Genomic DNA, 22,808 nt, shown 5'->3' with positions numbered 1-22,808 from the left:
GAGCACTTCTTCGCACCGGAACAACCGTTTTATTTTGCACCCGCGGCTTTTTACCCCAGACGCCACAGAGCCCCGCACCGGGCGTATCGCTACAACCAATGCGGGGCGAGTGCCTATCCTACCGGCTCACTCACAAAACCGGGTTCAGAGAAGGTACCGTGCCGGTCATGACATCCAGCACGGGGCTTGAGGGGCACTCCTGCCGTTTAGCTTGCGGTGAAGGAGCCCAGCAAGGTGGCGTTAGAAGCCAGGGTGGTGCTGGAGACATCCACGCTATCGGTGGTGGTGTACACGGTGTAGCTCTCGCCCTTAGTGATCTTGGAGCTGGAGACCACGATCAGTGCGGTGCTGGAGTTAGTCACCTTGTAGTTCGCCACCACGTTACCGGAGGAGTCGGTCACCTGTACGGTGGTGCCGGCGCTCAGGTTCGATACATTGCTAATCTTCAGGTAGCCGCTGGTGGAGTTGGTCGAGGGCGCCTCGAACATGTCACCGGAGTTAGCCGCGGTCACGGTCGCGCCGTTGAGCAGCAGGTCGCCATTGGTATCCAGGGAGGTGTTACCACCGGTGAAGGGGCCGTCGACAATCACGGTACCACCGGAGAGGTTTGCCGTACCGTTGGAGTCGATGCCGTCGCCCTTCGCGTTCACGGTGACCGTACCGCCGGAGATGTTGATGGTTGCATCAACCACCTCGAAGGTGCCGCCACCCATGCCGCCGCCTGCGCCACCGCCAGCCGGGGGCTGACCACCCTGTGCCGCATTACCCTGTCCCGTATTTCCCTGTGCAGCCTGGTTACGCTGGGCGGTCTGCATGGTGGAGGTCGAAGCCGACTCGGTGCTGGTCGAGGTGGTACTGTACGAGGCATTGATACCGTCATCGGAGCTGGTCACGTTCACGGTGCCATCCAGGATGTTGATGTACTGCCCCTCAATACCCTCGTTCGCCTGGTTAATGTTCAGGGTCCCACCAGAGATTTCAAGCACGCGCTCAGCCTTGAAACCATCATCATCTGCAGAGATATTCACGGTACCACCGCTCAGGCGTACCCAGCCACGGTTGCCATCGGTATTATTGGTTGCCTTGATGCCGTCCTGACTTGCGGTTACGGTGACGGTACCGTCCAGGATATCGACGTAATCCTTACCCTTGATGCCGGTGTTTGCCGCGTTCACTTCCAGGGTACCGGAGGCAATGACCACGCCGTCAGAGGTGTGGATACCCTCTTCATACTTACCTTCAACCTTCAGGGTGCCTTCGCCCGCCAGGGTCAGGTCACTCTTGGAGTAGATAGCTGCGTCGGGGCTACCGCTGGCGGTATCCGCATAGGAGGAGCCGTCAGAGACGGTGTTGGTGGTACCCGAGGCGGTGTAGATAACGACCTCGTCCGCCTCAACCACATTGATAGCTGCACCGGTGGAGTTGGTAATCGTCGCATTCTTCAGGACCAGGCGGACCATGTCGCTGTCGGCTGCCTCAACCTTGATCTGGCCCTCGTAGGTACCGATGAGCTTGTAGTTGCCCGCCTTGGTGATGGTGATGACGCCGTCGCTTACGGTCACGCCGTCGATCGCAGTCGGGTTAGAAAGATTGATAGTAACTTCGCTGGAGGAATCCCAGGTGACGTCCTTTGCAGAGTAGTGAGTGTCCTCGGCGAGCTTCTCACCGCTCTTCACGTCGGTAGAGAAGGAGTCCGCCACCTTCGAGGTGGTGTCCGAAGTGCTCGAAGCGGAGGTAGTGGTCGCGCTCGCTGCACTAGCGGTCGATGCCAAGTTTGCCGAGCAGCCGCTCAACGCCAGGGCCGCCAGGAGAGTCAAGGAGGTTGCGCTCTTAATCATATTGCTCTTTTTCACGGGTTTTCCTTTGTGTTTGGGTGACTACTCGCGTAGAGCCAGCGCCACAGGGGTAAGTCGTATATGAAATGTGAATATGTGCGAGAGCGGTTATTACCTGTGTGGGGCGAATACAGCCGGTGTTGTGCTTGGGTCATGGGTTTATAGATGAGGGGCTGGGGGTGCGGGTAAGGTAGGTGCGCTACCCTACCCGCGCATCCCAGATTGCCGTTTTAGCCAGATTGCCGTTTTATGCGGCTGCGAAACCCTCGGTCAGCAGCTTCTGGTAATCCTCTTCGGTCATGTCATCCACGTTGAGGCGGGTACCGTTGACCGGTTCCAGGTGCATCCAATTCTTGATGGTTTCTTCCCACTTGTTGCTTACCAGCTGCGGGTTTAGCACCGCCATACCGGTTGCAAACTTGGAAATCTTCATGGGGGTGATGCCCGCATCCCAAAGGTGCTGGTCTGCCACAGAGGGCTCCACACCGGACTTGGTTTCAATGATGACCGCGTTCGGCAGGCCGTAGGTGGTGCCAACCAGGTTACCGTGGTAGTTGCGGTAGTTCACGCCCGCCATGAGGATGTTCTCAGACAGAGGTGTCCAGGTCAGGGCGTTATCTACCGTCATACGGGAGGCGACGGGGTTCTTCTCGCTCTGCGGCAGGAAGACCGTGGTACGGCGGTAGCCGGTGGTCAGAACCGCCTCCAGCTTGTGCACGGGGCCCGCAAGGATATCGCCGAGCGCTGCGGTGATGTACTCGTGGCCTTCGGCGGTGAGCGTATCGCGGTTCTCGAAGGTATACGGGATACGCTTCTTGACGGTCATATCCTGCTCACCGTCTGTCTTGACCTCTAGGAAGGTCAGTTCCGAGTCCAGGTAGCTACGGGTACGAATCTTGAAGGTGTCCGGGCGGCTGTACGCTGCCGAATGGTAGCTCTGCATCTGCGGAGTGTCGAAGTAGACCGATTCGTAGGCGAAGTCGCGCTGGTCATCGATTTCCATGACGGAGGCTCCTGCGTCAAGCGTGGAGAGTACCTTGGCTGCGGTTTCTGCCTCGACAATGTACTTGCGGTCCACACGGGTCTGCATGGCTGCCTGCTCGTTCATGGCTTCGAGGCTAATGCTCGTCCACTCTGCGGGGATGATATTTGCGGCTGCGTTAGTCATGGGTCTTCGTCCTTCTGGGGTGCCATCCCTGCATGATGCGTTGTGCGCTGGGGGCGGCGTGTCGTGGGTATCGGAGATGTTTGTGCGGTCGGAGTGAATCAGAGACTGTTATAGCGGCTGGTCTTACTTGCCTACCGGGGTACGCTGGAGCGGAATCATCCGAGTGTCCAGCGTGGCGTGTGCCTCGGCGGTGGGAACCTGAGGTGCTGCCGGGTAAACCGCGGGAGTCTTCGATGCTACCACCTGAGCTACGACAGGCTGAGCCCCAATCGGTACTGCGTTAGCCGGTGCCGCCTCCACTGCCGCAGGGGTGCCGCCCTCGGTGGTTTCCTTAGGCTGGTAGGTGACGGTGGCGCGGGTCAGGTTGTTCACCATGTCCAGCTCGGTGATTTTCACCGAGGTGACGGTGTAACCCAGGCGAGCGCTCAGGTATGCTTTGAGCTCTTCCTCGTCGCTAATCGCACGATCGGCGGTGACAGTCTGAGTCTGGTCGGTAGAGATCGGGGTGCTACGCGAGTCGAGAATCGCAATCAGGGCGACCAGGGTAGCCATGAGACCGAAGGCGATGTACGCCGGGCTGATGTTCACACCGGCGATCATGCCGACCGAGAGGGCTACGAAGTAGTAACCCACCTCGCGCTGGCTCAGGGCGGTGGAACGCAATCGGATAATCGACAAGACACCGAAGAGACCCATGCCCATAGCGGATGCATTCGAGCCGGCAGATACCAGCGCCACCGAGACGGTGAAGATGCCGGCGTTGATGACCGCGTAAGAAATCATTAGTTCGCGGTTGCGGTGCCGCGCCATGTAGAGGGTGCAGAGGGCTGCGATGGCTATGGCATCGGCAATCGCCATGGTCAAAATAGTCATTGGACGCTCCAGACGTCGTGTCGTGATGTTTGCGGCGCTTTTTGCTGTCTGTTCTTCAGCTCCAAGCTGTGCGTTCTTTGTAGTATCTAGATTCCCGTGCAAGCCTGTGTTTACCCTGTGCTCACCTTAACTTATAGATAAGTGTTATATGTCTCTAATAAATACCCTTATCGTGGCGCTATTCAATCGTAATTTTTCTCTTTTCTCGCGTCCTTGATGGAGCATCCCACAGCTTCAAAAAGCACAAAAAATGGGCTCCCTCCGATATGGAGGGAGCCCATAAAAGTAGCTAAAAACTTAGCGACTAAGCGTTATTATGCCTTCTTGCGCATACGGGTTGCCACGATGGTCGCGCTACCAGCACTCAGAGCAATCAGACCCAGACCAGCAGCGGTCATCGCATCGGATGCACCGGTCTTAGCCAGGGAAGAAGAGCTCTTGGAAGATGCGTTAGTAGCATTCTCGTAGTCAACCGGCCATTCGCAACCGATGCCGTCGTGGTCAGCATCGAACTTCTCGCGGAAGTCCGGGTGGTCCTTGCTAATCGGTGCCAGGCCTGCCGCCTCAACGTCGGCGCAGTTCTGGAAACGGTGGCTCTCGGTAGCATTACCAGAGGAGTTCTGGCCAGCGGAGAGGTTGTTAATAGAGGTCTGACCGCCAGAGTTCTGACCACCGTTGTTCTGGTTATCTGCAGAGTTAGAGTCCTCGTAGTCAGCGGGCTGCTCGCAGCCGACGCCGTCGCTGTCAGCATCAAACTTCTCGCGGAAGTCCGGGTGACCCTTGCGGATCGGTGCTTCACCTGCAGCCTCAACGTCGGCGCAGTTCTGGAAGCGGAAGTTCTCTGCGGGCTGGGGAGCCGCGTTCTCGTCAGCGGGCTTGGAGGATTCCTCAGCGGGTGCGGAGGTCTCTTCAGCAGGCTTGGGAGCCTCGGTGGTCGGCTCAGCAGTGGGAGCCGGGGTCGGGTTCTCGGAAGGAGCCGGGGTGGGCTCTTCGCTAGGTGCGGGAGCGGGCTGCTCTGCAACCTTAATGGTCACGGTAGCTGCCTTACCGCCGCGGGGAACGTCGCCGTCCTTTAGGGAGCCGGACAGCAGGTAAATGTCAACGGAAACACTGCCGTGCAGGTCTGCCTGCCAGGGAATGGTAACGGAGAAGTTACCGTTCTCGTCAGCGTGGATTTCCAGGTAGTCCTGGCCGTTAATCTTAACGGCGCCCTTGTTCAGCTTTAGTGCCAGAACGGAACCGGAGGTGCCATCAGCGGTCTTGAAGCCTTCGCCGCCAATGTTCAGGCCTTCGCCCTCAACCCATACGTTGGGGGCGATGAACTGTGCAGAGTCTGCGTAGGTGTGGACGACCTGAGGCGTGCCTTCAACAGCGAAGGTTGCGGGGACGGAAGTAGCAACGAGGCCACAGCCGATGAGTGCGGTGGCGCCGATGCGTGCGATGTTGTTTCGAATGCTCATGCCCCCATTCTAACGAGCGAAGCTTAGGATACCGGCCCCCAAGAAGCCAATTTGTCATGACCTAACTCACAAAACATATTTTTTGAAGGTTTCTTAAAGGCATGGTTGAACTATATAAGCCTTTTACACCGTCGTACACCCCTAAAGTCTCAACCTAACATTGAAGAGAATAACAAGTACATACCCCACCCCATCAGCACAACCCAATAGCAAAAACCACCCCGTTAAACGCGAAAATCCCTTCCACCCAAACACTCAAGCATTCGGGGGGGGAAGGGACCCTCACTCACCACCGGGCAGCGGCAATAGTTTTAGGAGTTCTTGCGGTTACGGACAGCAGACACGCCAGCAACACCCAGACCCAGAGCTACCAGGCCCATACCAGCAATGGTAAAGGCGTTGGAAGCACCGGTATTAGCAAGGGAAGAGCGCTGAGCGCGGCTAGAAGTGTAGTTAGTCGAAGCGGAGGAAGAACCCAAGTTGTCCAGACCGCCAGAGTTGCGGGAAGAAGAACCCGAAGAAATATTGGAGGAGGAACCGCCGTCAGTGACCTCACTGTTAATAACCTCGCAGCCCAGACCGTTGTTATCAGTATCGAACTGCTTGCGGAAGTCCGGGTGGCTCGAAGAGATAGGAGCCAGACCAGTAGCCGCCACCTCAGAGCAGTTCGCGAAGCGAGTGCTCTCAGCCGAAGCGGTCACCTGTTCAGTAGCGGAAGTGGAATCACCCGACTGATCCTTCGCATCGTTCGCAACGGATGCGTTCTTATCAGCAGCAGCCGAGGCAGAAGCCGACTCAGTAGCCGAGGCAGAAGCCGATGCCGAAGCGGAGGGGGTAGCCACCACAGAAGCGGAAGCCGATGCGGTAGCCGAGGGGCTCGCTGAAGCAGTCGCAGAAGCCTTCCCATCCACGCGGTCCTTGATCTCTGCATCCACGGAGGCAATGACCTCATCAGCACCAGAAGCCGAGGCGGTAGCAGATGCGGAAGGCGCCACAGAAGCGGAGGGGGTAGCCACCACGGAAGCGGTTGCCGAAGCAGAAGCGCTCGCAGACGCGGTAGCGGAGGGGGTTGCTTCCTGAACGGAACGAGCCTCAATCTTCACGGTGGCTGCCTTGCCGCCGCGAGCGGTGTCGTTATCCTTCAAGGATCCGGAGAGCAGGTAGACGTCCACGGAGATACGCTCATCCAGGTCGTCCTGCCAGGGAATGGAGACGGAGAAGTTGCCCTTCTCATCAGCCTGAACTTCCAGGTAGTCCTTGCCGTCAATCTTGACGGTACCCTTGTTCAGCTTGATAGCGATGGTGGAGCCGGAGGTACCGTCCTGGGTCAGGAAGCCTTCGCCGGTAATCTTCAGGGCTTCGCCCTTGTACCAGACCTCAGAAATATGGGAGGCCGCCTTGTCGGCGTAGACGTAGGTGACGGACTCTTCACCGTTCTGAGCGAAAGTTGCGGGGATTGCGGTGACTACCAGACCGCAACCGATCAGGGCGGTGGCACCGAAGCGAGTGATAGTGTGTCGAATGTCCATCCCATCATTTTATCCCCGCGTGGTGGGTTTAGCCGCCTGTCTAGAGGCTATGTGCAATTACTTGCAACACAAAATAGCATTTTCGTGCACTTAACCTTGGGTCGTTGCACGTGCAGTAATATTCGCTGGAGAAACAGCATTCACTATAGAAACAGCGCTGCCTAAACCTCGGCAACCTTAAACATCAACGGCGTCGAGCATGAGTTCCAGCGCCTCGCCCACGCCGGTACGCCACAGGTAGGTAGCCTTCGCATCTGCACGACCGGGGCCGCCGTTAACGACAGCGACCGGCTTGCCGGCGCTCAGAGCCTCCAGCACAATCTTGTAGCTGCTCATGACCGCAACCGAGGAGCCCACCACCAGCAACGCCGAACATTCAGCGAGCATGGCATCCTTGCGTACCTTACGTTCGGCGGGCACAGACTCACCAAAGTACACCACATCCGGCTTGAGGCGGGTCGAACTGCAGCCGAGGCAGGGCACCATCTGAAAATCGCGGATATAGAGGTCGTCCAGCTCCACATCACCGTCAGGGTTCACGCGTAGCTCTTCATCTTCAAGGTGCGCTAGGTAGCCGGGGTTCGCCGCGTCCAGACGTGTATCCAGGCTTTCGCGACTCTCGTCCTGCCCGCAGTCCAGGCACACAATACGGGAGAGGTCGCCGTGCAATGCCAGTAGGCGAGAGCTTCCAGCACGGGCGTGCAGCCCATCCACGTTCTGCGTAATCACACCGCTCACGGCACCCAGCTGTTCCAGCTCGGCGAGCGCATAGTGGGCGCGGTTCGGTTCGGCGCGGCGCATACGGCGCCAGCCCACGTAGGAGCGCGCCCAGTAGCGTTGGCGGGCGGCGTCATCGTAGCGGAATTCCTGGTAGGTCATGGGGCGGTGGTCATGCAGGGAGCCGCCGGGTCCGCGGTAGTCGGGGATACCGGATTCGGTGCTCACTCCCGCGCCGGTGAGCACGAGAACCTTGCCCGCCTTGAGTAGCTCGGCAATACCCGCAGATACGTATTCTTCGTCGTGCGGGGTGGCGTTCTCAGAGACAACGCGCTGAATCGAGCGGATTGCGGCACGGTGCACGGAGGCAATTTCTTCGCGTTGCTCACCGGCGGCGGCGAAGTTCTGGTGGTCAGTCCAGCGGTCCATTCTTCTCCTCAATGCTCTGTGTATTAGTGCGGTTCAGCGCGGTTCTAGTGCGTTAAACGGCTGTGGGGCACCCCCTTTGAGGGTACCCCACAGCCTATTTTTTATGGTTTCGAATGTGCAAAACACAGCCACAGGCTAAGTCCACCCAGCCGGTTGAGCTTAGTTCTCAGCCTTCTGCTCACGCTCGGAGGTCACCGACAGGCCGTCGCTGGCAACGTCCGGGTTCACATCCACAGTCACGGTGTCACCGTCGTGAATAGCGCCGGAGAGGATGCCGCGAGCCAGGCGGTCGCCAATCTCGCGCTGTACCAGGCGGCGCAGCGGGCGGGCACCGAACGCCGGGTCGTAGCCGGTCTTACCCAGCCACTCCAGGGCGGCGGGGGTGACGTTCAGGCTCAGGCGGCGGTCCTCCAGACGCTTAGCCATGCTCTTGATCTGCAGGCCTACGATCTGACCCAGGTTCTCAGCCGACAGCGGCTGGAACATGATGATGTCGTCCAGTCGGTTGAGGAACTCGGGGCGGAATGCTTGGTGCACAACCTCCAGCGCCTTCTCGGAGCGCTCTTCGAAGGGCAGGTCTTGGTTGACCAGGTACTGAGAACCGAGGTTCGAGGTCAGAATCAGGATGACGTTGCGGAAGTCCACGGTGCGGCCCTGGCCATCGGTCAGGCGGCCGTCATCGAGCACCTGCAGCAGGATGTCGAAGACCTCGGGGTGTGCCTTTTCAACCTCGTCGAGCAGGACCACCGAGTAGGGGCGACGGCGTACAGCCTCGGTCAGCTGACCGCCCTCTTCGTGGCCAACGTATCCGGGAGGGGCGCCGACCAAGCGAGAAACAGTGTGCTTCTCAGAGTATTCACTCATGTCGATGCGTACCAGGGCACGCTCGTCATCGAACTGAAACTCAGCCAGTGCCTTAGCCAGCTCAGTCTTACCGACACCGGTCGGGCCAAGGAACAGGAAGGAACCAATCGGGCGATCCGGGTCGGAGATGCCAGCACGGGCGCGGCGGACAGCGTCAGAGACAGCTACCACTGCGTCTTCCTGACCAATCAGGCGGGCACCGATGCGCTTCTCCATTTCGAGCAACTTCTCAGATTCGCCCTGCATCATGCGACCTGCAGGAATACCGGTCCAGGAGGAGATAACCTCAGCGATATCGTCTGCGGTGACCTCTTCGGAGACCATGGATTCGTTCTTAGCGCGGTCCTCGGCACGCTGTGCTTCCTCCAGTTCGGCTTGCTTTGCGGGAATCTCGCCGTAGAGCAGGCGGGATGCCTCAGCAAGGTTACCTTCACGCTGTGCCACCTCGGCGCGGGAGCGCAGCTCGTCAATCTCAGTCTTGAGGTCACCCACGCGGTTCAGGTTCGCCTTCTCGGCTTCCCAACGGGCGTTGAGGGAGTCGAGTTGTTCTTTCTTGTCTGCCATGTCCTTGCGCAACGCTTCCAGACGCTCCACGGATGCGGGATCGGTTTCGCCGGCAAGCGCGAGTTCCTCCATGGTGAGGCGGTCCACGGCGCGGCGCAACTGGTCGATTTCCTCCGGTGCGGAGTCAATTTCCATGCGCAGGCGGGATGCGGCCTCATCGATCAGATCAATTGCCTTGTCCGGCAGCTGACGGGAGGGAATGTAACGGTTGGACAGGGTTGCTGCTGCAACCAGTGCAGAGTCAGCAATCTGCACCTTGTGGTGTGCCTCGTAGCGTTCCTTCAGGCCACGCAGAATACCGATGGTGTCATCTACGCTGGGCTCGCCCACGTACACCTGCTGGAAGCGGCGCTCCAGGGCAGGGTCCTTCTCGATGTTCTCGCGGTACTCATCCAGGGTAGTGGCACCGATCAGGCGCAGCTCACCACGGGCAAGCATGGGCTTGAGCATGTTGCCTGCATCCATGGAGCCTTCGGATGCGCCAGCACCGACGACGGTGTGAATCTCGTCGATGAAGGTCACGATCTGACCTTCGGACTTCTTGATTTCTTCGAGGACTGCCTTCAGGCGTTCCTCGAATTCACCGCGGTACTTTGCGCCTGCGACCATGGAGCCCAGGTCCAGACTGATGAGGGTCTTGCCGCGCAGAGATTCGGGCACGTCGCCGGAAACCATGCGCTGCGCCAGGCCTTCCACGACGGCGGTCTTACCGACACCGGGCTCACCAATCAAAACGGGGTTGTTCTTGGTGCGGCGGGAGAGCACCTGCACGACGCGGCGAATCTCAGAGTCGCGGCCGATGACTGGGTCTAGCTTGCCTGCGCGGGCGATGGCGGTCAGGTCGGTGCCGTATTTTTCGAGCGCCTGGAAGGTGCCTTCGGGGTCGGGGGTGTCCACGGTGCGGTCTCCTCGAACGTTGGGGATGGTCTGTGCAATGAGCTCTGCGGTAGCCCCGAGCTTGTGCATTGCGGTTGCAGTGCTATCGGTTCCGCTGGCAATGCCGAGCAGGATCATTTCGGTAGAAACGTAGGTATCTCCGAAGCCCTGGGCGCGGGTCTGTGCCGCCTGCAGAGCAGAGAGCGCGGCACGGCTGAGGGAAGCGTTCTGCGCGGAGGCACCGGATGCCTTCGGCAGCTTCTTGATTTCAGCGGATGCTGCCTCAGAGATAGCGTCCACATCCAGACCTGCAGCCTTGAGGACTGCTACGGCGACGCCTTCACGCTGGTCCATGAGGGCCTTGAGGATGTGCGCGGTTTCAATAGTGGGGTTGCCGGCGGTTTGAGCGTTAGTATTTGCCGCCGAGATGACTTCTTGACTCTTGGTGGTGAACTTGTTGTCCATGATGTTCCTTTCGTATTTCGGGGGCTTATCCTATGTGCCCCTGCATTACATAACTTGAGTCTACTACACTCAATTATTCTGCGCAATAGGTTAACCGGGGTTTTGGAGATTAAAATTTCGGCAATAACCATGGGCGCTTCGCACGAATAAAGCGGCGAAAACACAGGCTCCAGCCATAAACTCCTTCCAAAAGCCCTATTGTTATAGTGACCACATTGGGTACTTGCAAGTTCCCACAATAATCACAGACAGAAATGGGGACCCACATGAAAATACTGGTTCTAGGCGCAACCGGCCGCACCGGCTATCTCTTTACCCGCAAAGCTCTGAAGGACGGGCACACCGTCACCGCCTACGTACGCAACCCCAACAAGGCCCTAGCGCTTTTGGGGGCGCACCACAATCTCACTATCGTTCCGGGAGCCCTGGACGACGCCGAGCAGCTCGCCGTAGCATCCTCCGGGCAGGACGTGATGGTTAGCATCTTGGGCCAGAAAGCCACGGTGCGAGAATTTCTCTCCTCCACGTTCATGCAGGATCGTCTGCCTCTCATCATGGAGGCGGTGGCGGGCGCAGGCGTGAAGCACTGTGTTCTGATGAGCGCATACGGCGTGGGCGATACGGTACGGACCGCATCACTCCCCATGCGCCTAGTATGCAAGGTCATCATGCGCGGCATTTTCACCGACCGAGTTAAGGCGGATGCCCTGGTCGCCGAATATCAGCCGTATATTTCACATGCGCATCCGGGCAGGCTGACCAATAAACCCGGCAGGGGTGGGGTGAAGGTATATGACATGGCGAGTGTCGAGCGAACTGCAGGCATCCCAACGATTGCCCGTGAGGACGTCGCTGATGCACTGCTCACTATCGCCAAGAACCCCCAGAACGCAGGTACGGATTTTTTGGTGACACTTGGGGACGTTGCCCTACGCTCACCCCAGAAATAAACCGGTAGGCTTAATGGCATGACGACTACGAACATCTTTCCCGCCGCCATTCTCTTCGACCACGACGGAACCCTCGTCGATACCGAACCCGTATGGGCTGCCGCAAAGGTTGCTCTCGCTGCAGAATTTGGCGGCGCCTGGACTGCGCAGGACACCCTCGACTGCCTGGGCCTATCCATGCAGTTCACCCTGGACCGCCTACGTAAGCGCGGTGTAAACCTACCGGATGAAGAAATCAACGAGCGACTCGTCACCAAGGTGCACGATGCCCTGGCACACCAGCCGGTCGAGTTCCTGCCCGGTCTTGAGCGTTTCCTCTGGGAGGTTCGCGAGGCGCAGATTCCGGCGGCAGTCGTCACGAATGCAGCCACCTCCGTGGCTCGCCGCACCGCAAATGCGGCACCTGAGGGTACGTTCTCAGCGGTTATTGGTAATGATGAAACCACACACCCCAAGCCGGACCCGCAACCTTATCTTTTGGCGGCCGAGCGCCTGGGTGTTAATCCGACACAGTGCGTGGCTCTTGAGGATTCGCCTTCGGGTGTGCGCAGTGCGGCCGCGGCGGGTATGCGTGTCATTGTTGTGCCGGGTGAACTGGAGGTTCCAGCAGAGCTGGGCACCGTGCACCTCAAACATGAGGAACTGACCCTAGAGGCGGTGCGCGCGCTGGCGTAGCCGCTTGGTTCGCAGATTGGAAGCTCTGCAGAAAACTGAATAGGCTTCACCATAAAGGGTGGGATGCGCGATACGAGATACTGTGCATCCTACCCTTTGCGCATGCCTGGGTGGTAAGCCGTGGGGATTTGAGCAGGGGCTTTTGAGCGAGGGCTTGAGGTCGGCGCAACACACAGATGACGATTTATTACGAATTAATCAAAATAACCTTGACAGTAGTTCCTTAAAATGATTTACTCAATAATAATGATTCGGCGGGGTACAAACCCCACCGAAGCACAAGCATCACAGCATCATGAAGGAGACCATCATGGCATTCGCAAACTACACCGCACCCGGCCTGACCATTGAAGAAGGCAAGGGCATTTCCGAGGTTCTCCAGGCACGTCTGCACGACCTGAACGACCTGCACCTGCTGCTGAAGCACGCTCACTGGAACGTGACCGGCCCCGGCTTCATCGCCGTTCACGAAATGATTGACCCCCAGGTCGATACTGTCCGCGATTTTGTCGACGCCATCGCAGAGCGTATGGCAACCCTGGGCGCAACCCCCAACGGCCTGGCTGGCGCACTGGTCGCACAGCGTACCGTTGAAGACTACGCAGTTGGCCGCGCACCCGTCGCCGCTCACCTGCGCGCCCTGAACGACGTCTACACCCGCGTGATTGAAGCTCACCGCAAGGCGATTGCATTCGCAGGCGAGTCCGACCCCGTCACCGAGGATCTGCTGATTGGCCAGACCGCTGAGCTGGAGAAGTTCCAGTGGTTCATCCGCGCATTCCTGGAAAACAGCGAAGGCAGCATCTAAGCTACAACCATCTAAGTCGTAGCGTCTAAACCACAGCCTACTTATGGCGGCAAGGTATATAGGCGCCAGCTTTTAGAGTCACAAAACCGGGCGGGTGCACTCTCCTTATGGAGGGTGCACCCGCCCGGTTTTTCACATGAAATATACACCGAGTTCACTCATCGTTCCTCGTCCACGTAGTACAGCAAAGTACGTTGAGGCGAACATGTTTATCGGGTTAGGCCGTCCTAGATTTTCCGTTCAGAGTGCTCTAGAGTGGTTCACTGTTCATGACAGAGCGCACAGACTTGAAGGCGTAACGGGTTGCTAACCGGCAAACCCGACACGTACCGCATGAGTAGCGGAAAGGGAACTATGAGCACGCACGCCCAGCACGAGCACGTCGAAGAAACCGAAAAGCTTCAGCCGGAAAACGCCACCACTGAAGCTTCGCGAACCACCCGCCATAGCGCCGTCACCTCCCCCTCCCCCGCGCAGATTAAGCGTTGGCGCCGCTACCTTGCCGATGAGGAGTCGGAGGCGCGCATCTACCGCTACCTGGCTCGCCGTGCAGAGGGTACCGATCGCGAAATCCTTCTGCAGGTTGCTAAGGCAGAGAAGCGTCACCAGCAACATTGGCGTGACATGCTCGGTGAGCACGCAAATGTGCACGTGCGCCCGTCCATTCAGTCTCTGGTATTGCAGTTCCTGGCAAAGAACTTTGGTTCGGTGTTTATTCTGGCGATGGCTCAGCGCGCCGAGTCCCGATCCCCCTACGCTGAGGACCCAGACGCTACCGAGGAAATGGCGGCTGACGAGGCGATTCACGAGGAGATTATTCGCGCCCTGGCGACTAACGGTCGCGAGAAGCTTTCGGGTAATTTCCGTGCGGCGGTTTTTGGCGCTAATGACGGTTTGGTGTCGAATCTGGCGCTGATTATGGGTATTACTGCCTCGGGCGCATCCAGCTCAATGGTTCTGCTCTCGGGTATCGCGGGCCTGCTGGCGGGTGCACTGTCCATGGCGGCGGGTGAGTTCGTGTCAGTGCGTTCTCAGCGTGAGCTACTGGATGCATCCCAGCCAACCCAGGTGACCCTGCGTGTTGCACACGATTTGGATTTGGATTCGAACGAGCTGGAGCTTATTTACCGTGCCCGCGGTATGGAGCCGGAGGCGGCGCATCACCGCGCGATGGAGCGTTTCGGATACCTGGATTGTGATTGCGACCCGTCACTGTCTCATCGCGAGGATGAGGATCGTGAGGAGAACGTGGCTTTGGGCACCGATATTGGTGCCGCCGCTGCGTCATTTGCGTTCTTCGCTTCGGGTGCGTTGATCCCGATTCTGCCCTATATTTTCGGTTTCTCGGGTGTGTTCGCGATGGTGCTGTCTCTGCTGTTTGTGGGTGCGGCTCTGGGCTTCACCGGCGGCGTGGTGGGTCTGCTGTCAGGTGCTTCCCCGCTCAAGCGCGGTATCCGTCAGATTCTAATTGGTTTCGGCGCGGCGTTTGTCACCTACCTGCTGGGTTTGGCATTTGGTACAACGGTTGCCTAGTCGCAACTCCCCCAATAAGCTTTCAACAAGTGTATATAGCCGCTCATGCATGTGTTGCATTCCCCTGCAAATGCCACAGCCTAAGCGCAAAGAAACCCCGGCGCACCCCCTGCACCTCCAGTATTTTTCGGCGCGCTGTCCCTGTTTAGTTCACTGTTAAAGCACAGATGCCGGTAGCCTCACGGGCTACCGGCATCTGCCGCATTATTTATGCTGTTTACTTCGCTGCGAAGATTTCGCGCATCAGGTTTGCAGCCTCGGAGGGGGTCTTACCGACCTTCACGCCTGCTGCTTCCAGAGCTTCCTTCTTCGCCTGAGCGGTACCGGAGGAACCGGAGACAATAGCGCCTGCGTGGCCCATAGTCTTACCCTCAGGAGCGGTGAAGCCTGCGATGTAACCAACGACGGGCTTGGTCACGTTTGCCTTGATGTACTCTGCAGCACGCTCCTCAGCGTCACCACCAATCTCACCAATCATGACGATTGCTTCGGTCTCGGGGTCAGCTTCGAAAGCTTCCAGCGCGTCGATGTGGGTGGTGCCGATAATCGGGTCGCCACCAATACCGATAGCGGTGGTGAAACCAATATCGGACAGTTCGTACATCAGCTGGTAGGTCAGGGTACCGGACTTGGAGACCAGACCAATCTTGCCCTTACCGGTAATGTTCGCCGGGATAATACCGACCAGGCACTCCTCGGGGGAGATGATGCCGGGGCAGTTGGGGCCGATGATGCGGGTAATCTGCTTGCCGTTCTCGTCCACGGATGCCTTAGCAGCTGCCCAGAACTCTGCAGAGTCCTGAACCGGAACGCCCTCGGTGATAACGACGACAAGGCCGATCTTAGCCTCGATAGCCTCGAGAACTGCTGCCTTGGTGAAGGCCGGGGGAACGAAGACGATGGAAACGTTCGCACCGGTCTTCTCCATAGCCTCAGCCACGGAACCGAACACGTTCAGCTCAATGTCGGAGCCGTCCTTCGCCTTATGGGTGACGGTGGTGCCAGCCTTGCGAGCGTTCACGCCGCCCACAATGTTGGTGCCCGCTGCGAGCATGCGTGCGGTGTGCTTGGTACCCTCGCCACCGGTGATGCCCTGAACGATGACCTTGGAGTCCTTGTTCACAAAGATAGACATATTACTTCCTTGAAATCCTTTGCTGGCGATTACGCCTTGTGAGCGAGCTCTGCTGCCTTGTCAGCGCCGGAGTCCATGGTCTCAGCCAGAACAACCAGCGGGTGGTTCGCCTCGGAGAGGATGCGGCGACCCTCAGCAACATTGTTGCCGTCCAGGCGTACAACCAGAGGCTTGGTTGCTGCATCGCCCAGAATCTCCAGAGCCTTCACAATGCCGTCTGCCACTGCGTCACATGCGGTGATGCCGCCGAAGACGTTCACGAAAACGCTCTTGACCTGCTCGTCACCCAGAATGATTTCCAGGCCAGCAGCCATAACCTCAGCGGACGCGCCGCCACCAATATCAAGGAAGTTCGCGGGCTTGACATTGCCGTGGTTCTCGCCAGCGTAGGCAACGACGTCCAGGGTGGACATAACCAGACCTGCACCGTTACCAACGATGCCGACCTCGCCGTCCAGCTTCACGTAGTTCAGGTCGAACTGCTTTGCCTTAGCTTCCAGCGGGTTCTCAGCGGACTTGTCCACGAGAGCCTCGTGCTCGGGCTGGCGGAATTCTGCGTTGTCGTCGAGGGAGACCTTGCCGTCCAGGGCGAGGATGGTACCCTCAGGGGTCAGAACGAGGGGGTTAACCTCAACCAGGGTTGCGTCTTCCTTGGTGTAGACCTCGCCCAGCTTGACGAGAACGGGAACAACCTTCTCCTGCAGTTCTGCGGAGAAACCTGCTGCCTTAGCAATTTCCTCAGCCTTAGCCTGGTCCAGGCCAACCAGCGGGTCAACCTCAATCTTTGCCAGTGCCTCGGGGCGCTCAGCAGCGAGCTGCTCAATTTCCATACCACCTTCTACCGAGCACATTGCCAGGTAGGAGCGGTTTGCACGGTCCAGCAGGAGGGAGAAGTAGTATTCTTCGGCGATGTCTGCGCCGTCAGCGACCAGCACGCGGTGAACGGTGTGGCCCTTGATGTCCATGCCGAGAATTGCCTTAGCGTGCTCGTAAGCTTCTTCGGGGGACTTTGCGAGCTTAACGCCGCCAGCCTTACCACGGCCACCGGTCTTAACCTGAGCCTTAATAACGGTCAGGCCGCCAATTTCCTCAGCTGCTGCCTTTGCTTCTTCAGGGGTGGTCGCAACAATGCCCTTGAGCACGGGTACACCGTGCTTTGCGAAGAGCTCGCGCGCCTGGTATTCGAAAAGGTCCACAGGTGTCCTTCTTCTTCGAAGTGGTGCCGAGTACTGGTGCACTCGGCTTGGTCATTAGAGGAGCCTTCCCCTGTGTGTCCGGTACGTGCGATGGGCGTCTCTCGCACCCGGCGCACACACATCATTGACGCGGGGAATTTCTCTCGTCTCTACTCTATCGGATTCGGCGTGAGCTCGCACTCACAGAGCCCCAAATCTGAGATTTTAGCGACTCAGCTCACAAATATTTTGGGTACATTTCACCCAAAGGCTGCGTACCGGGTAACTAACCCAAACTAACGCTCCCCCATCTGCCGCGAAATGCCAGCGAAAATGCGGCGTTTACCGCCCTACTCTGCAAAGCCCCGGCCACCTTCTCAGCAGGCGAACAACACGCCCGGCACAGCACACAAAAGAGGGGCGGGCACCCTCAGGTGCCCTCCCCTCCATCGGCATTGTTAGGTTCGCACGCCTGACGCGTTAGCTCACCTTCTCCAGCGGCGCGTAACGCAGTAGCAAGCGCTTCTCTTCCGAACCGAAGCGAACTTTCGCCACAGTCTTATCGCCGCTACCCTCAACGGCGAGCACGCGACCCTCACCGAACTTGGTGTGTCGCACGGTATCGCCGACCGCCATAGTCGGAATTTCCTTGCTCTGGTGCACGCGGGAACGGTTCGTCACCTTCGAGGAGGCAGCCGCCGCCAGCCCGTAGCTTGCCGAGCCGTTAATATCCGCGGTAGACGGCTCAGAGCGGCGTGCGGGGCGAGAATCGTAGGGGTCGTAGAAGCCACGCGAACTACCGGAGCTGTAACCACCGGAACCGTAGCCGGAACGAGAACCACCCGAATAGCCGCCACCATACGAGCTACCGTAGGAGCTGCCGCCGTAGGAACCGCCACCGCGAGCGCCATACGCGCCCATACCGGAGGCACCAAAGCCCGAGAAACCGGCGGTACGCTTCCATTCGATGAGCTCCTCCGGAATTTCCTCCAGGAAGGGTGAAGGCGGGTTAAACTGGCTCTTACCCCACATGGTGCGGGTCTCAGAGCGGGTCAGGTACAGGCGCTCCATGGCGCGGGTCAGACCCACGTATGCCAGGCGGCGCTCCTCGCTCATTTCCTTCTCGTCGGTCAGGGCACGCTGATGCGGGAACAGGCCGTGCTCCATTCCGGTCAGGAACACCACCGGGAACTCCAGACCCTTGGCGGTGTGCAGGGTCATGAGGGTGACCATACCCTGTGCCTTCGCCTCAGCTGCCTCGGCAGCAATCTGCGCGGCGGAAGCGTTCTCACCCTCCACACTGGCGGGGCGGTTCGGGATCGAGTCGGCATCGGCGACCAGAGCCACGTGTTCAAGGAACTGCTCCAGGTCAGCGCCGGGGTTCTCGGTCTCGAACTCGACCATGGCGTCGAGCAGCTCAGAGAGGTTCTCCACGCGCGATTCGTCCTGAATGTCCTTGGAGGCACGCAAAGCTGCAAGGTACCCGGTCTGCTCCAGAACCGCTTCCAGGCAGGTTGCGGCGGGCTCGGTACGGGCAATCTGCGCCAAATCGTCCATGAGACGCACGAATTCGGCGTACTTCTTCACGGCAGCGGCGCCCAGGCCGGGGATGTCGGCCGCCTGGCGTGCGGCAGCGTAGAAGGAGGTACGGTTCACACTCGCGTACTCCGCCACCACGGACTCAGACTTGGCACCGATACCGCGCTTGGGCTCGTTCAGGATGCGGCGCACGTTCACGTCATCGTCGGGGTTGCTCAGGGCGCGCAGGTACGCCAGGGCGTCCTTGATTTCCTTACGCTCGTAGAATCGGGTGCCACCGACTACCCGGTAGGGCAGGCCGGCGCGCATGAGCATGTCCTCAAGGGTTCGGGACTGCGCATTGGTGCGGTAAAAGATAGCGACGTCACCTGGCTGCACGCCGTGCTCGTCGGCAAGGCGATCAATTTCGCGGGTGATGTAGCGTGCCTCGGCGTGCTCGGATTCAGCGACGTAACCGATGATTTTCGCGCCCGCACCGGAGGCGGTCCACAGCTTCTTTGGGCGACGGTCGGGGTTGCGTTCAATGACCGCGTTCGCCGCGGAGAGGATGTTCTGCGTGGAACGGTAGTTCTGTTCCAGCAGAATCGTGTGGGCGTTCGGGTAGTCCTTCTCAAAGTCCGTGATATTGCGGATATCCGCACCACGGAAGGCGTAGATGGACTGGTCGGAGTCACCCACCACGGTCAGCTCGGCAGGGGGCACGGCGTCCGGGTAGGGGCCGCGGTCAGCCGGTGCCTTCGCATGGGCGCCAACCAGTTCACGCACCAGCTGGTACTGGGCGTGGTTGGTGTCCTGGTACTCATCTACGAGGACGTGGCGGAACTTGCGGCGATAGTAGTTCGCGATTTCGGGGAACTTCTTGAGCAAAAAGACGGTGCGGCCAATCAGGTCGTCAAAGTCGAGGGAATTGGCGGCACGCAGACGTTGCGTGTAGACGGTATAAATCTGCGAGATAGTCTTCTCGTATGGGTTATCGCTAGCCACGCGGGAGGCATGCACTTCGGCGCTGACCAGCTCGTTCTTCAGCGCGGAGATGCGGTTGCCTACGGCCTTGGCGGTGAACTTCTTGGTGTCCAGGTTGAGCTCTTTAATGATCAGGCTCAGCAGGCGCTGCGAGTCGGTCGAATCGTAGATGGTGAAGGTGGACTTCAGACCCAGGGCGGCGGCCTCACGGCGCAGCACGCGCACGCAGAAGCTGTGGAAAGTAGAAATCCACATGTGCTTGGCGCGCGGGCCGACCAGCGCCTCAATACGTTCACGCATTTCGGCGGCAGCCTTGTTGGTGAATGTGATAGCGAGGATCTGGCCGGGGGTCGCGCGGTGGGTTGCGAGCAGGTAAGCGATGCGGTGGGTGAGCACGCGGGTCTTGCCGGAGCCGGCGCCCGCGACGATGAGCAGGGGCGACCCAGAGTGCATCACGGCTTCTTCCTGCCGTTCATTGAGCCCGGCGGTGAGGGAGGCGGGGTCCACAGCGTTGAGGCTGTGGGTGCGTTCGTTATAGGGGTCAGCGGGGTCGAAGTCCTCGCCGTAGCCGCCGACACGGTAGGCGGGCGGCATGAAGTCACCGAGCGGATCTGCGGCGGTGAAGGCTGCGGGTGCGACGGGTACGTCCTGGGCGTGTGCCTCCATCATCGGAGCATCCATGGCAGGGGCGTGGTAGTCATCCTCGGCAGGAGGTACATCGTAGTAGGGGTCGAAGGGCGGCTCATCATCCATTACCGGTGCTGCGGGGATGACGAGTTCGGCGTCGAACAGACCGTCCTGTTCGGTGAAGGGCTGCTTCTGCTGCTCAGACTTGTCTCTCATCATCTACCTCGCTGCATAGAATACACGTTCGATATTCCATGCTACCGCATTTGCTCCGCAGCTCCCACCCGTCTGCTCATTCGCCTCTCATCATTCGATCCATGATAAGAAAACTGCCCGCGCCTGCTAACGCAAGCGACGGGCGGTTTCGCGTACCGGCGCGATTGCCGGTTCTGTGTGCCCCCGAGACGATTCGAACGTCCGACACCTTCTTTAGGAGAGAAGTGCTCTATCCCCTGAGCTACGAGGGCGTACCAATCCAGTATAAAACACTCCAACCGCAGGTTGGCACAGTCTACCCAAGCCGTCAGCATCCACAGGTTGTCACGCCGCGCTATTCCCCTGTCCCAACCCGTGTTCACGACCCGAAGACACCCGCTTCCGGCGGTAGAACCACTCCTACAATGTACAAATGAGCATCTACATTGACCCGCCCACCTGGCCCGCACACGGCACCGTCTTCTCACACCTCATCTCCGATGTCTCACTGACGGAACTGCACAAATTCGCCGCAGCTGGTGACATCAGTGAGCGCGCCTTCGACCGCGACCACTATGATGTTCCAGCACACCTCTACAAGGATCTAGTACGGGCAGGTGCGAAGGAACTCAGTGGCGCGCAGCTGACTCGCACGCTCATTGCGAGCGGTCTGCGGATTCCCCTGAAGGAGCGCCCCGAGAAGATTCGCCCACGTCTGCTTCGCGCCTGGGAGGCAGCATTTACTCCCCGCCTCACGCGCATGGAGGTTCCTGCCGAGCTGCGAGCTCAACTCATGGCGCAGGTGGTGGAACTGGGTGAGAGCATGCTTCATGCGTGGGAACAGCCGCACCGAGCCTACCACCACAGCGGGCACCTTTCACAGATGCTCACCGATCTGGACCGCCTCCACGCACATCGCGCCCAGGCAGGTTCTACCCCCCTGGCATTGATTCTGGCGGCGTGGTTCCACGACGCGGTCTATGAGGGCACACCGGGTGAGGATGAGCGCCGCAGCGAGCAGCTAGCGAGCGCCTCCCTGAAGCCGCTAGTTACCGCGGGTCTACTCACCGAGCACGAGCTGCAGATGGTGAGCCTTCTGGTGCGTGCCACGGCAACCCACAAGCTTCCCAAGTCTGCCGATCTACCGGCGGGCTATGAACCGGCCGATATTGAGCTCTTCCTCGATGCCGATATGGCTATCCTGGCAGCTGATTCGGCACGCTACCGCCGTTACCTGCGCGGAGTGCGTAGCGAGTACTCCCATTTTGACGATGAGGCGTTCCGTACCGGTCGTACGACCTTCCTGCGTTCCATCCTGGGCCGCGAGCGCATCTTCCTCTCCGAACAGGCTCTACAGCTCTGGGAGGAGCCCGCGCAGGCTAATCTGCGTGCTGAGCTCAGCGAGTGGGAGCAGGAGCCGCAGAGGCTTCTGCAAGCTCTGATATCCTAGCCGCATACAGCTGAGAATGCACCCACGTTAAGATGCACTCTCGACGGTATTGTCACGGAATCTCTCGGGTATGCAAATGGCGCCCACCCCATATGGGGTGGGCGCCATTTTGAAGTATGTTGGGCTAGACCCAGCTCTTATGCGCTAAGGCTTAGAGAGCGGTGTAGTAGCCGTCAACGGACATCCAGGAGGTGGGGTGTACCAGGGTACCGTTGGTGGGGTTCAGAGCGGAAATCATCTTGCCGTTGCCCAGGTAGATACCAACGTGGCTGTAGCCGTTCTGGAAGACGATGTCGCCGGGCTGGGGGTTAGCGGTCGGGCGCAGCTCGTTCTTCATTGCGTAGGTGAAAGCGGTCAGCTTGATGCCGTGCTGAGCAAAAACCCAGGAGGTGAAGCCGGAGCAGTCCCATGCACCGAAGGTCTTGCCGCCCCAAACGTATGCGCCACCCAGTCCGCTCATTGCGGTTGCAACGATTGCATCGCGAGATGCGTTACCGGTGGAAGCGGAGGAAGCTGCGGGTGCCGGAGCTGCAGCGGGTGCAACGTAAGCCTGCTGGTTCTCAGCCTGGGGTGCAACATAGGTGGTTGCGGGGGTGTTGTAGCTGGTGTAATCAAACTCGTAGTTGGTGTAGTCGTAGGACAGATCAGCAGCAGCCGGAATCTGTGCGAATGCGTTCGCGGGAACGGTTGCGCCGAGCAGGAGTGCGCCTGCAGCAATGGTTGCACCTGCGGTACGTACGATCTTCTTAGCCATTGGTAATTCCTCCATTGCCTGACGAGGTGAGCTGTCGGACTCGAGCATGGATTCGCTCGGCCACCGAAGTGACTTAGCCCCGAGGCTTCTCGATTGAGAAGCCGTATCCCAGCTTGGGGATTGGGTCCCCCGCTTCTGCCATATTGGGTAGACGTTACATCGAAGCGTTGGCAGAACTCAGCGGAACCGCTTCGACGGTGCCCTCTTACGATGAGGATTTTGGC

16 protein-coding genes, 1 tRNA gene and 1 riboswitch are annotated in these 22,808 nt (G+C 59.1%); of the genes, 5 read left to right on the top strand and 12 right to left on the bottom strand.

The features are described from left to right. Positions 1 to 206: 206 nt before the first annotated feature. The 7 genes from ACUXHH_RS01265 to clpB all read right to left on the bottom strand — a co-directional run bounded on the left by ACUXHH_RS01265 (position 207) and on the right by clpB (position 10,780). A complete protein-coding gene (locus ACUXHH_RS01265) occupies positions 207 to 1,853 on the bottom strand; it encodes a carbohydrate-binding domain-containing protein (RefSeq protein WP_458390643.1) in 1,647 nt (548 codons plus the stop codon). A gap of 229 nt (positions 1,854 to 2,082) precedes the next feature. Next, entirely contained in the window at positions 2,083 to 3,003 is a 921-nt protein-coding gene (locus ACUXHH_RS01260; RefSeq protein ID WP_458390642.1) for a polyphosphate polymerase domain-containing protein, read from the bottom strand. Between the two features lie 123 nt (positions 3,004 to 3,126). Continuing rightward, on the bottom strand, positions 3,127 to 3,876 hold the full coding sequence (locus tag ACUXHH_RS01255; protein WP_458390641.1) for a DUF4956 domain-containing protein: 750 nt from the start codon (positions 3,874 to 3,876) through the stop codon (positions 3,127 to 3,129). Positions 3,877 to 4,190: 314 nt separating this feature from the next. Beyond that, the gene (locus tag ACUXHH_RS01250) at positions 4,191 to 5,336 is read right to left on the bottom strand and encodes an excalibur calcium-binding domain-containing protein (protein WP_458390640.1); all 1,146 of its coding nucleotides are present in this window, start codon (positions 5,334 to 5,336) and stop codon (positions 4,191 to 4,193) included. A gap of 311 nt (positions 5,337 to 5,647) precedes the next feature. Further along, a complete protein-coding gene (locus tag ACUXHH_RS01245) occupies positions 5,648 to 6,865 on the bottom strand; it encodes an excalibur calcium-binding domain-containing protein (protein WP_458390639.1) in 1,218 nt (405 codons plus the stop codon). A gap of 177 nt (positions 6,866 to 7,042) precedes the next feature. Beyond that, the gene (locus ACUXHH_RS01240) at positions 7,043 to 8,011 is read right to left on the bottom strand and encodes a Sir2 family NAD-dependent protein deacetylase (protein WP_279754748.1); all 969 of its coding nucleotides are present in this window, start codon (positions 8,009 to 8,011) and stop codon (positions 7,043 to 7,045) included. Positions 8,012 to 8,170: 159 nt separating this feature from the next. Then, positions 8,171 to 10,780 carry an ATP-dependent chaperone ClpB gene (gene clpB, locus ACUXHH_RS01235; RefSeq protein WP_458390638.1) on the bottom strand — a complete coding sequence of 870 codons (2,610 nt, stop codon included), beginning with the start codon at positions 10,778 to 10,780 and terminating at the stop codon, positions 8,171 to 8,173. Between the two features lie 266 nt (positions 10,781 to 11,046). On the opposite strand from clpB, the gene ACUXHH_RS01230 reads away from it, so the two are divergent. The 4 genes from ACUXHH_RS01230 to ACUXHH_RS01215 all read left to right on the top strand — a co-directional run bounded on the left by ACUXHH_RS01230 (position 11,047) and on the right by ACUXHH_RS01215 (position 14,746). After that, positions 11,047 to 11,730 (top strand): NAD(P)-dependent oxidoreductase, encoded by a 684-nt coding sequence (locus tag ACUXHH_RS01230; RefSeq protein WP_279740922.1) that lies wholly within the window; start codon positions 11,047 to 11,049, stop codon positions 11,728 to 11,730. 18 nt (positions 11,731 to 11,748) lie between these two features. Then, complete coding sequence (locus ACUXHH_RS01225) at positions 11,749 to 12,405, top strand: HAD family hydrolase (protein ID WP_279740924.1); 657 nt, start codon at positions 11,749 to 11,751, stop codon at positions 12,403 to 12,405. Between the two features lie 310 nt (positions 12,406 to 12,715). Beyond that, positions 12,716 to 13,213, top strand: a complete 498-nt coding sequence (locus ACUXHH_RS01220) for a Dps family protein (protein WP_279740927.1) — start codon at positions 12,716 to 12,718, stop codon at positions 13,211 to 13,213. Between the two features lie 354 nt (positions 13,214 to 13,567). Continuing rightward, on the top strand, positions 13,568 to 14,746 hold the full coding sequence (locus ACUXHH_RS01215) for a VIT1/CCC1 transporter family protein (RefSeq protein WP_279740930.1): 1,179 nt from the start codon (positions 13,568 to 13,570) through the stop codon (positions 14,744 to 14,746). A gap of 217 nt (positions 14,747 to 14,963) precedes the next feature. Here the strand turns inward: ACUXHH_RS01215 and sucD are convergent, their stop codons facing one another. The 4 genes from sucD to ACUXHH_RS01195 all read right to left on the bottom strand — a co-directional run bounded on the left by sucD (position 14,964) and on the right by ACUXHH_RS01195 (position 20,652). Next, complete coding sequence (gene sucD / locus ACUXHH_RS01210; RefSeq protein ID WP_005504562.1) at positions 14,964 to 15,881, bottom strand: succinate--CoA ligase subunit alpha; 918 nt, start codon at positions 15,879 to 15,881, stop codon at positions 14,964 to 14,966. A 29-nt stretch (positions 15,882 to 15,910) separates the two neighbouring features. After that, positions 15,911 to 17,077, bottom strand: coding sequence for an ADP-forming succinate--CoA ligase subunit beta (sucC, locus tag ACUXHH_RS01205; RefSeq protein WP_005504561.1), 1,167 nt, complete (start codon positions 17,075 to 17,077; stop codon positions 15,911 to 15,913). A 459-nt stretch (positions 17,078 to 17,536) separates the two neighbouring features. Then, positions 17,537 to 20,404: a UvrD-helicase domain-containing protein gene (locus ACUXHH_RS01200; protein WP_458390637.1), complete on the bottom strand. Its 2,868-nt coding sequence runs from the start codon at positions 20,402 to 20,404 to the stop codon at positions 17,537 to 17,539. Between the two features lie 175 nt (positions 20,405 to 20,579). Then, positions 20,580 to 20,652 (bottom strand) — tRNA-Arg (locus ACUXHH_RS01195). 161 nt (positions 20,653 to 20,813) lie between these two features. On the opposite strand from ACUXHH_RS01195, the gene ACUXHH_RS01190 reads away from it, so the two are divergent. Then, positions 20,814 to 21,830 carry a DUF4031 domain-containing protein gene (locus ACUXHH_RS01190; RefSeq protein WP_314078532.1) on the top strand — a complete coding sequence of 339 codons (1,017 nt, stop codon included), beginning with the start codon at positions 20,814 to 20,816 and terminating at the stop codon, positions 21,828 to 21,830. A gap of 151 nt (positions 21,831 to 21,981) precedes the next feature. Here ACUXHH_RS01190 and ACUXHH_RS01185 read toward each other — a convergent pair whose 3' ends face one another. Next, positions 21,982 to 22,584, bottom strand: a complete 603-nt coding sequence (locus ACUXHH_RS01185) for a C40 family peptidase (protein ID WP_279740939.1) — start codon at positions 22,582 to 22,584, stop codon at positions 21,982 to 21,984. After that, positions 22,585 to 22,744: riboswitch (cyclic di-AMP (ydaO/yuaA leader) on the bottom strand. It abuts the gene before it with no gap. Positions 22,745 to 22,808 lie beyond the last annotated feature (64 nt).

The sequence above is a fragment of the Rothia sp. 110740021-2 genome (assembly GCF_054263775.1).
The sequence above is the reverse complement of the archived record's forward strand: the minus strand, read 5'-3'. Positions and strand labels throughout refer to the sequence as shown.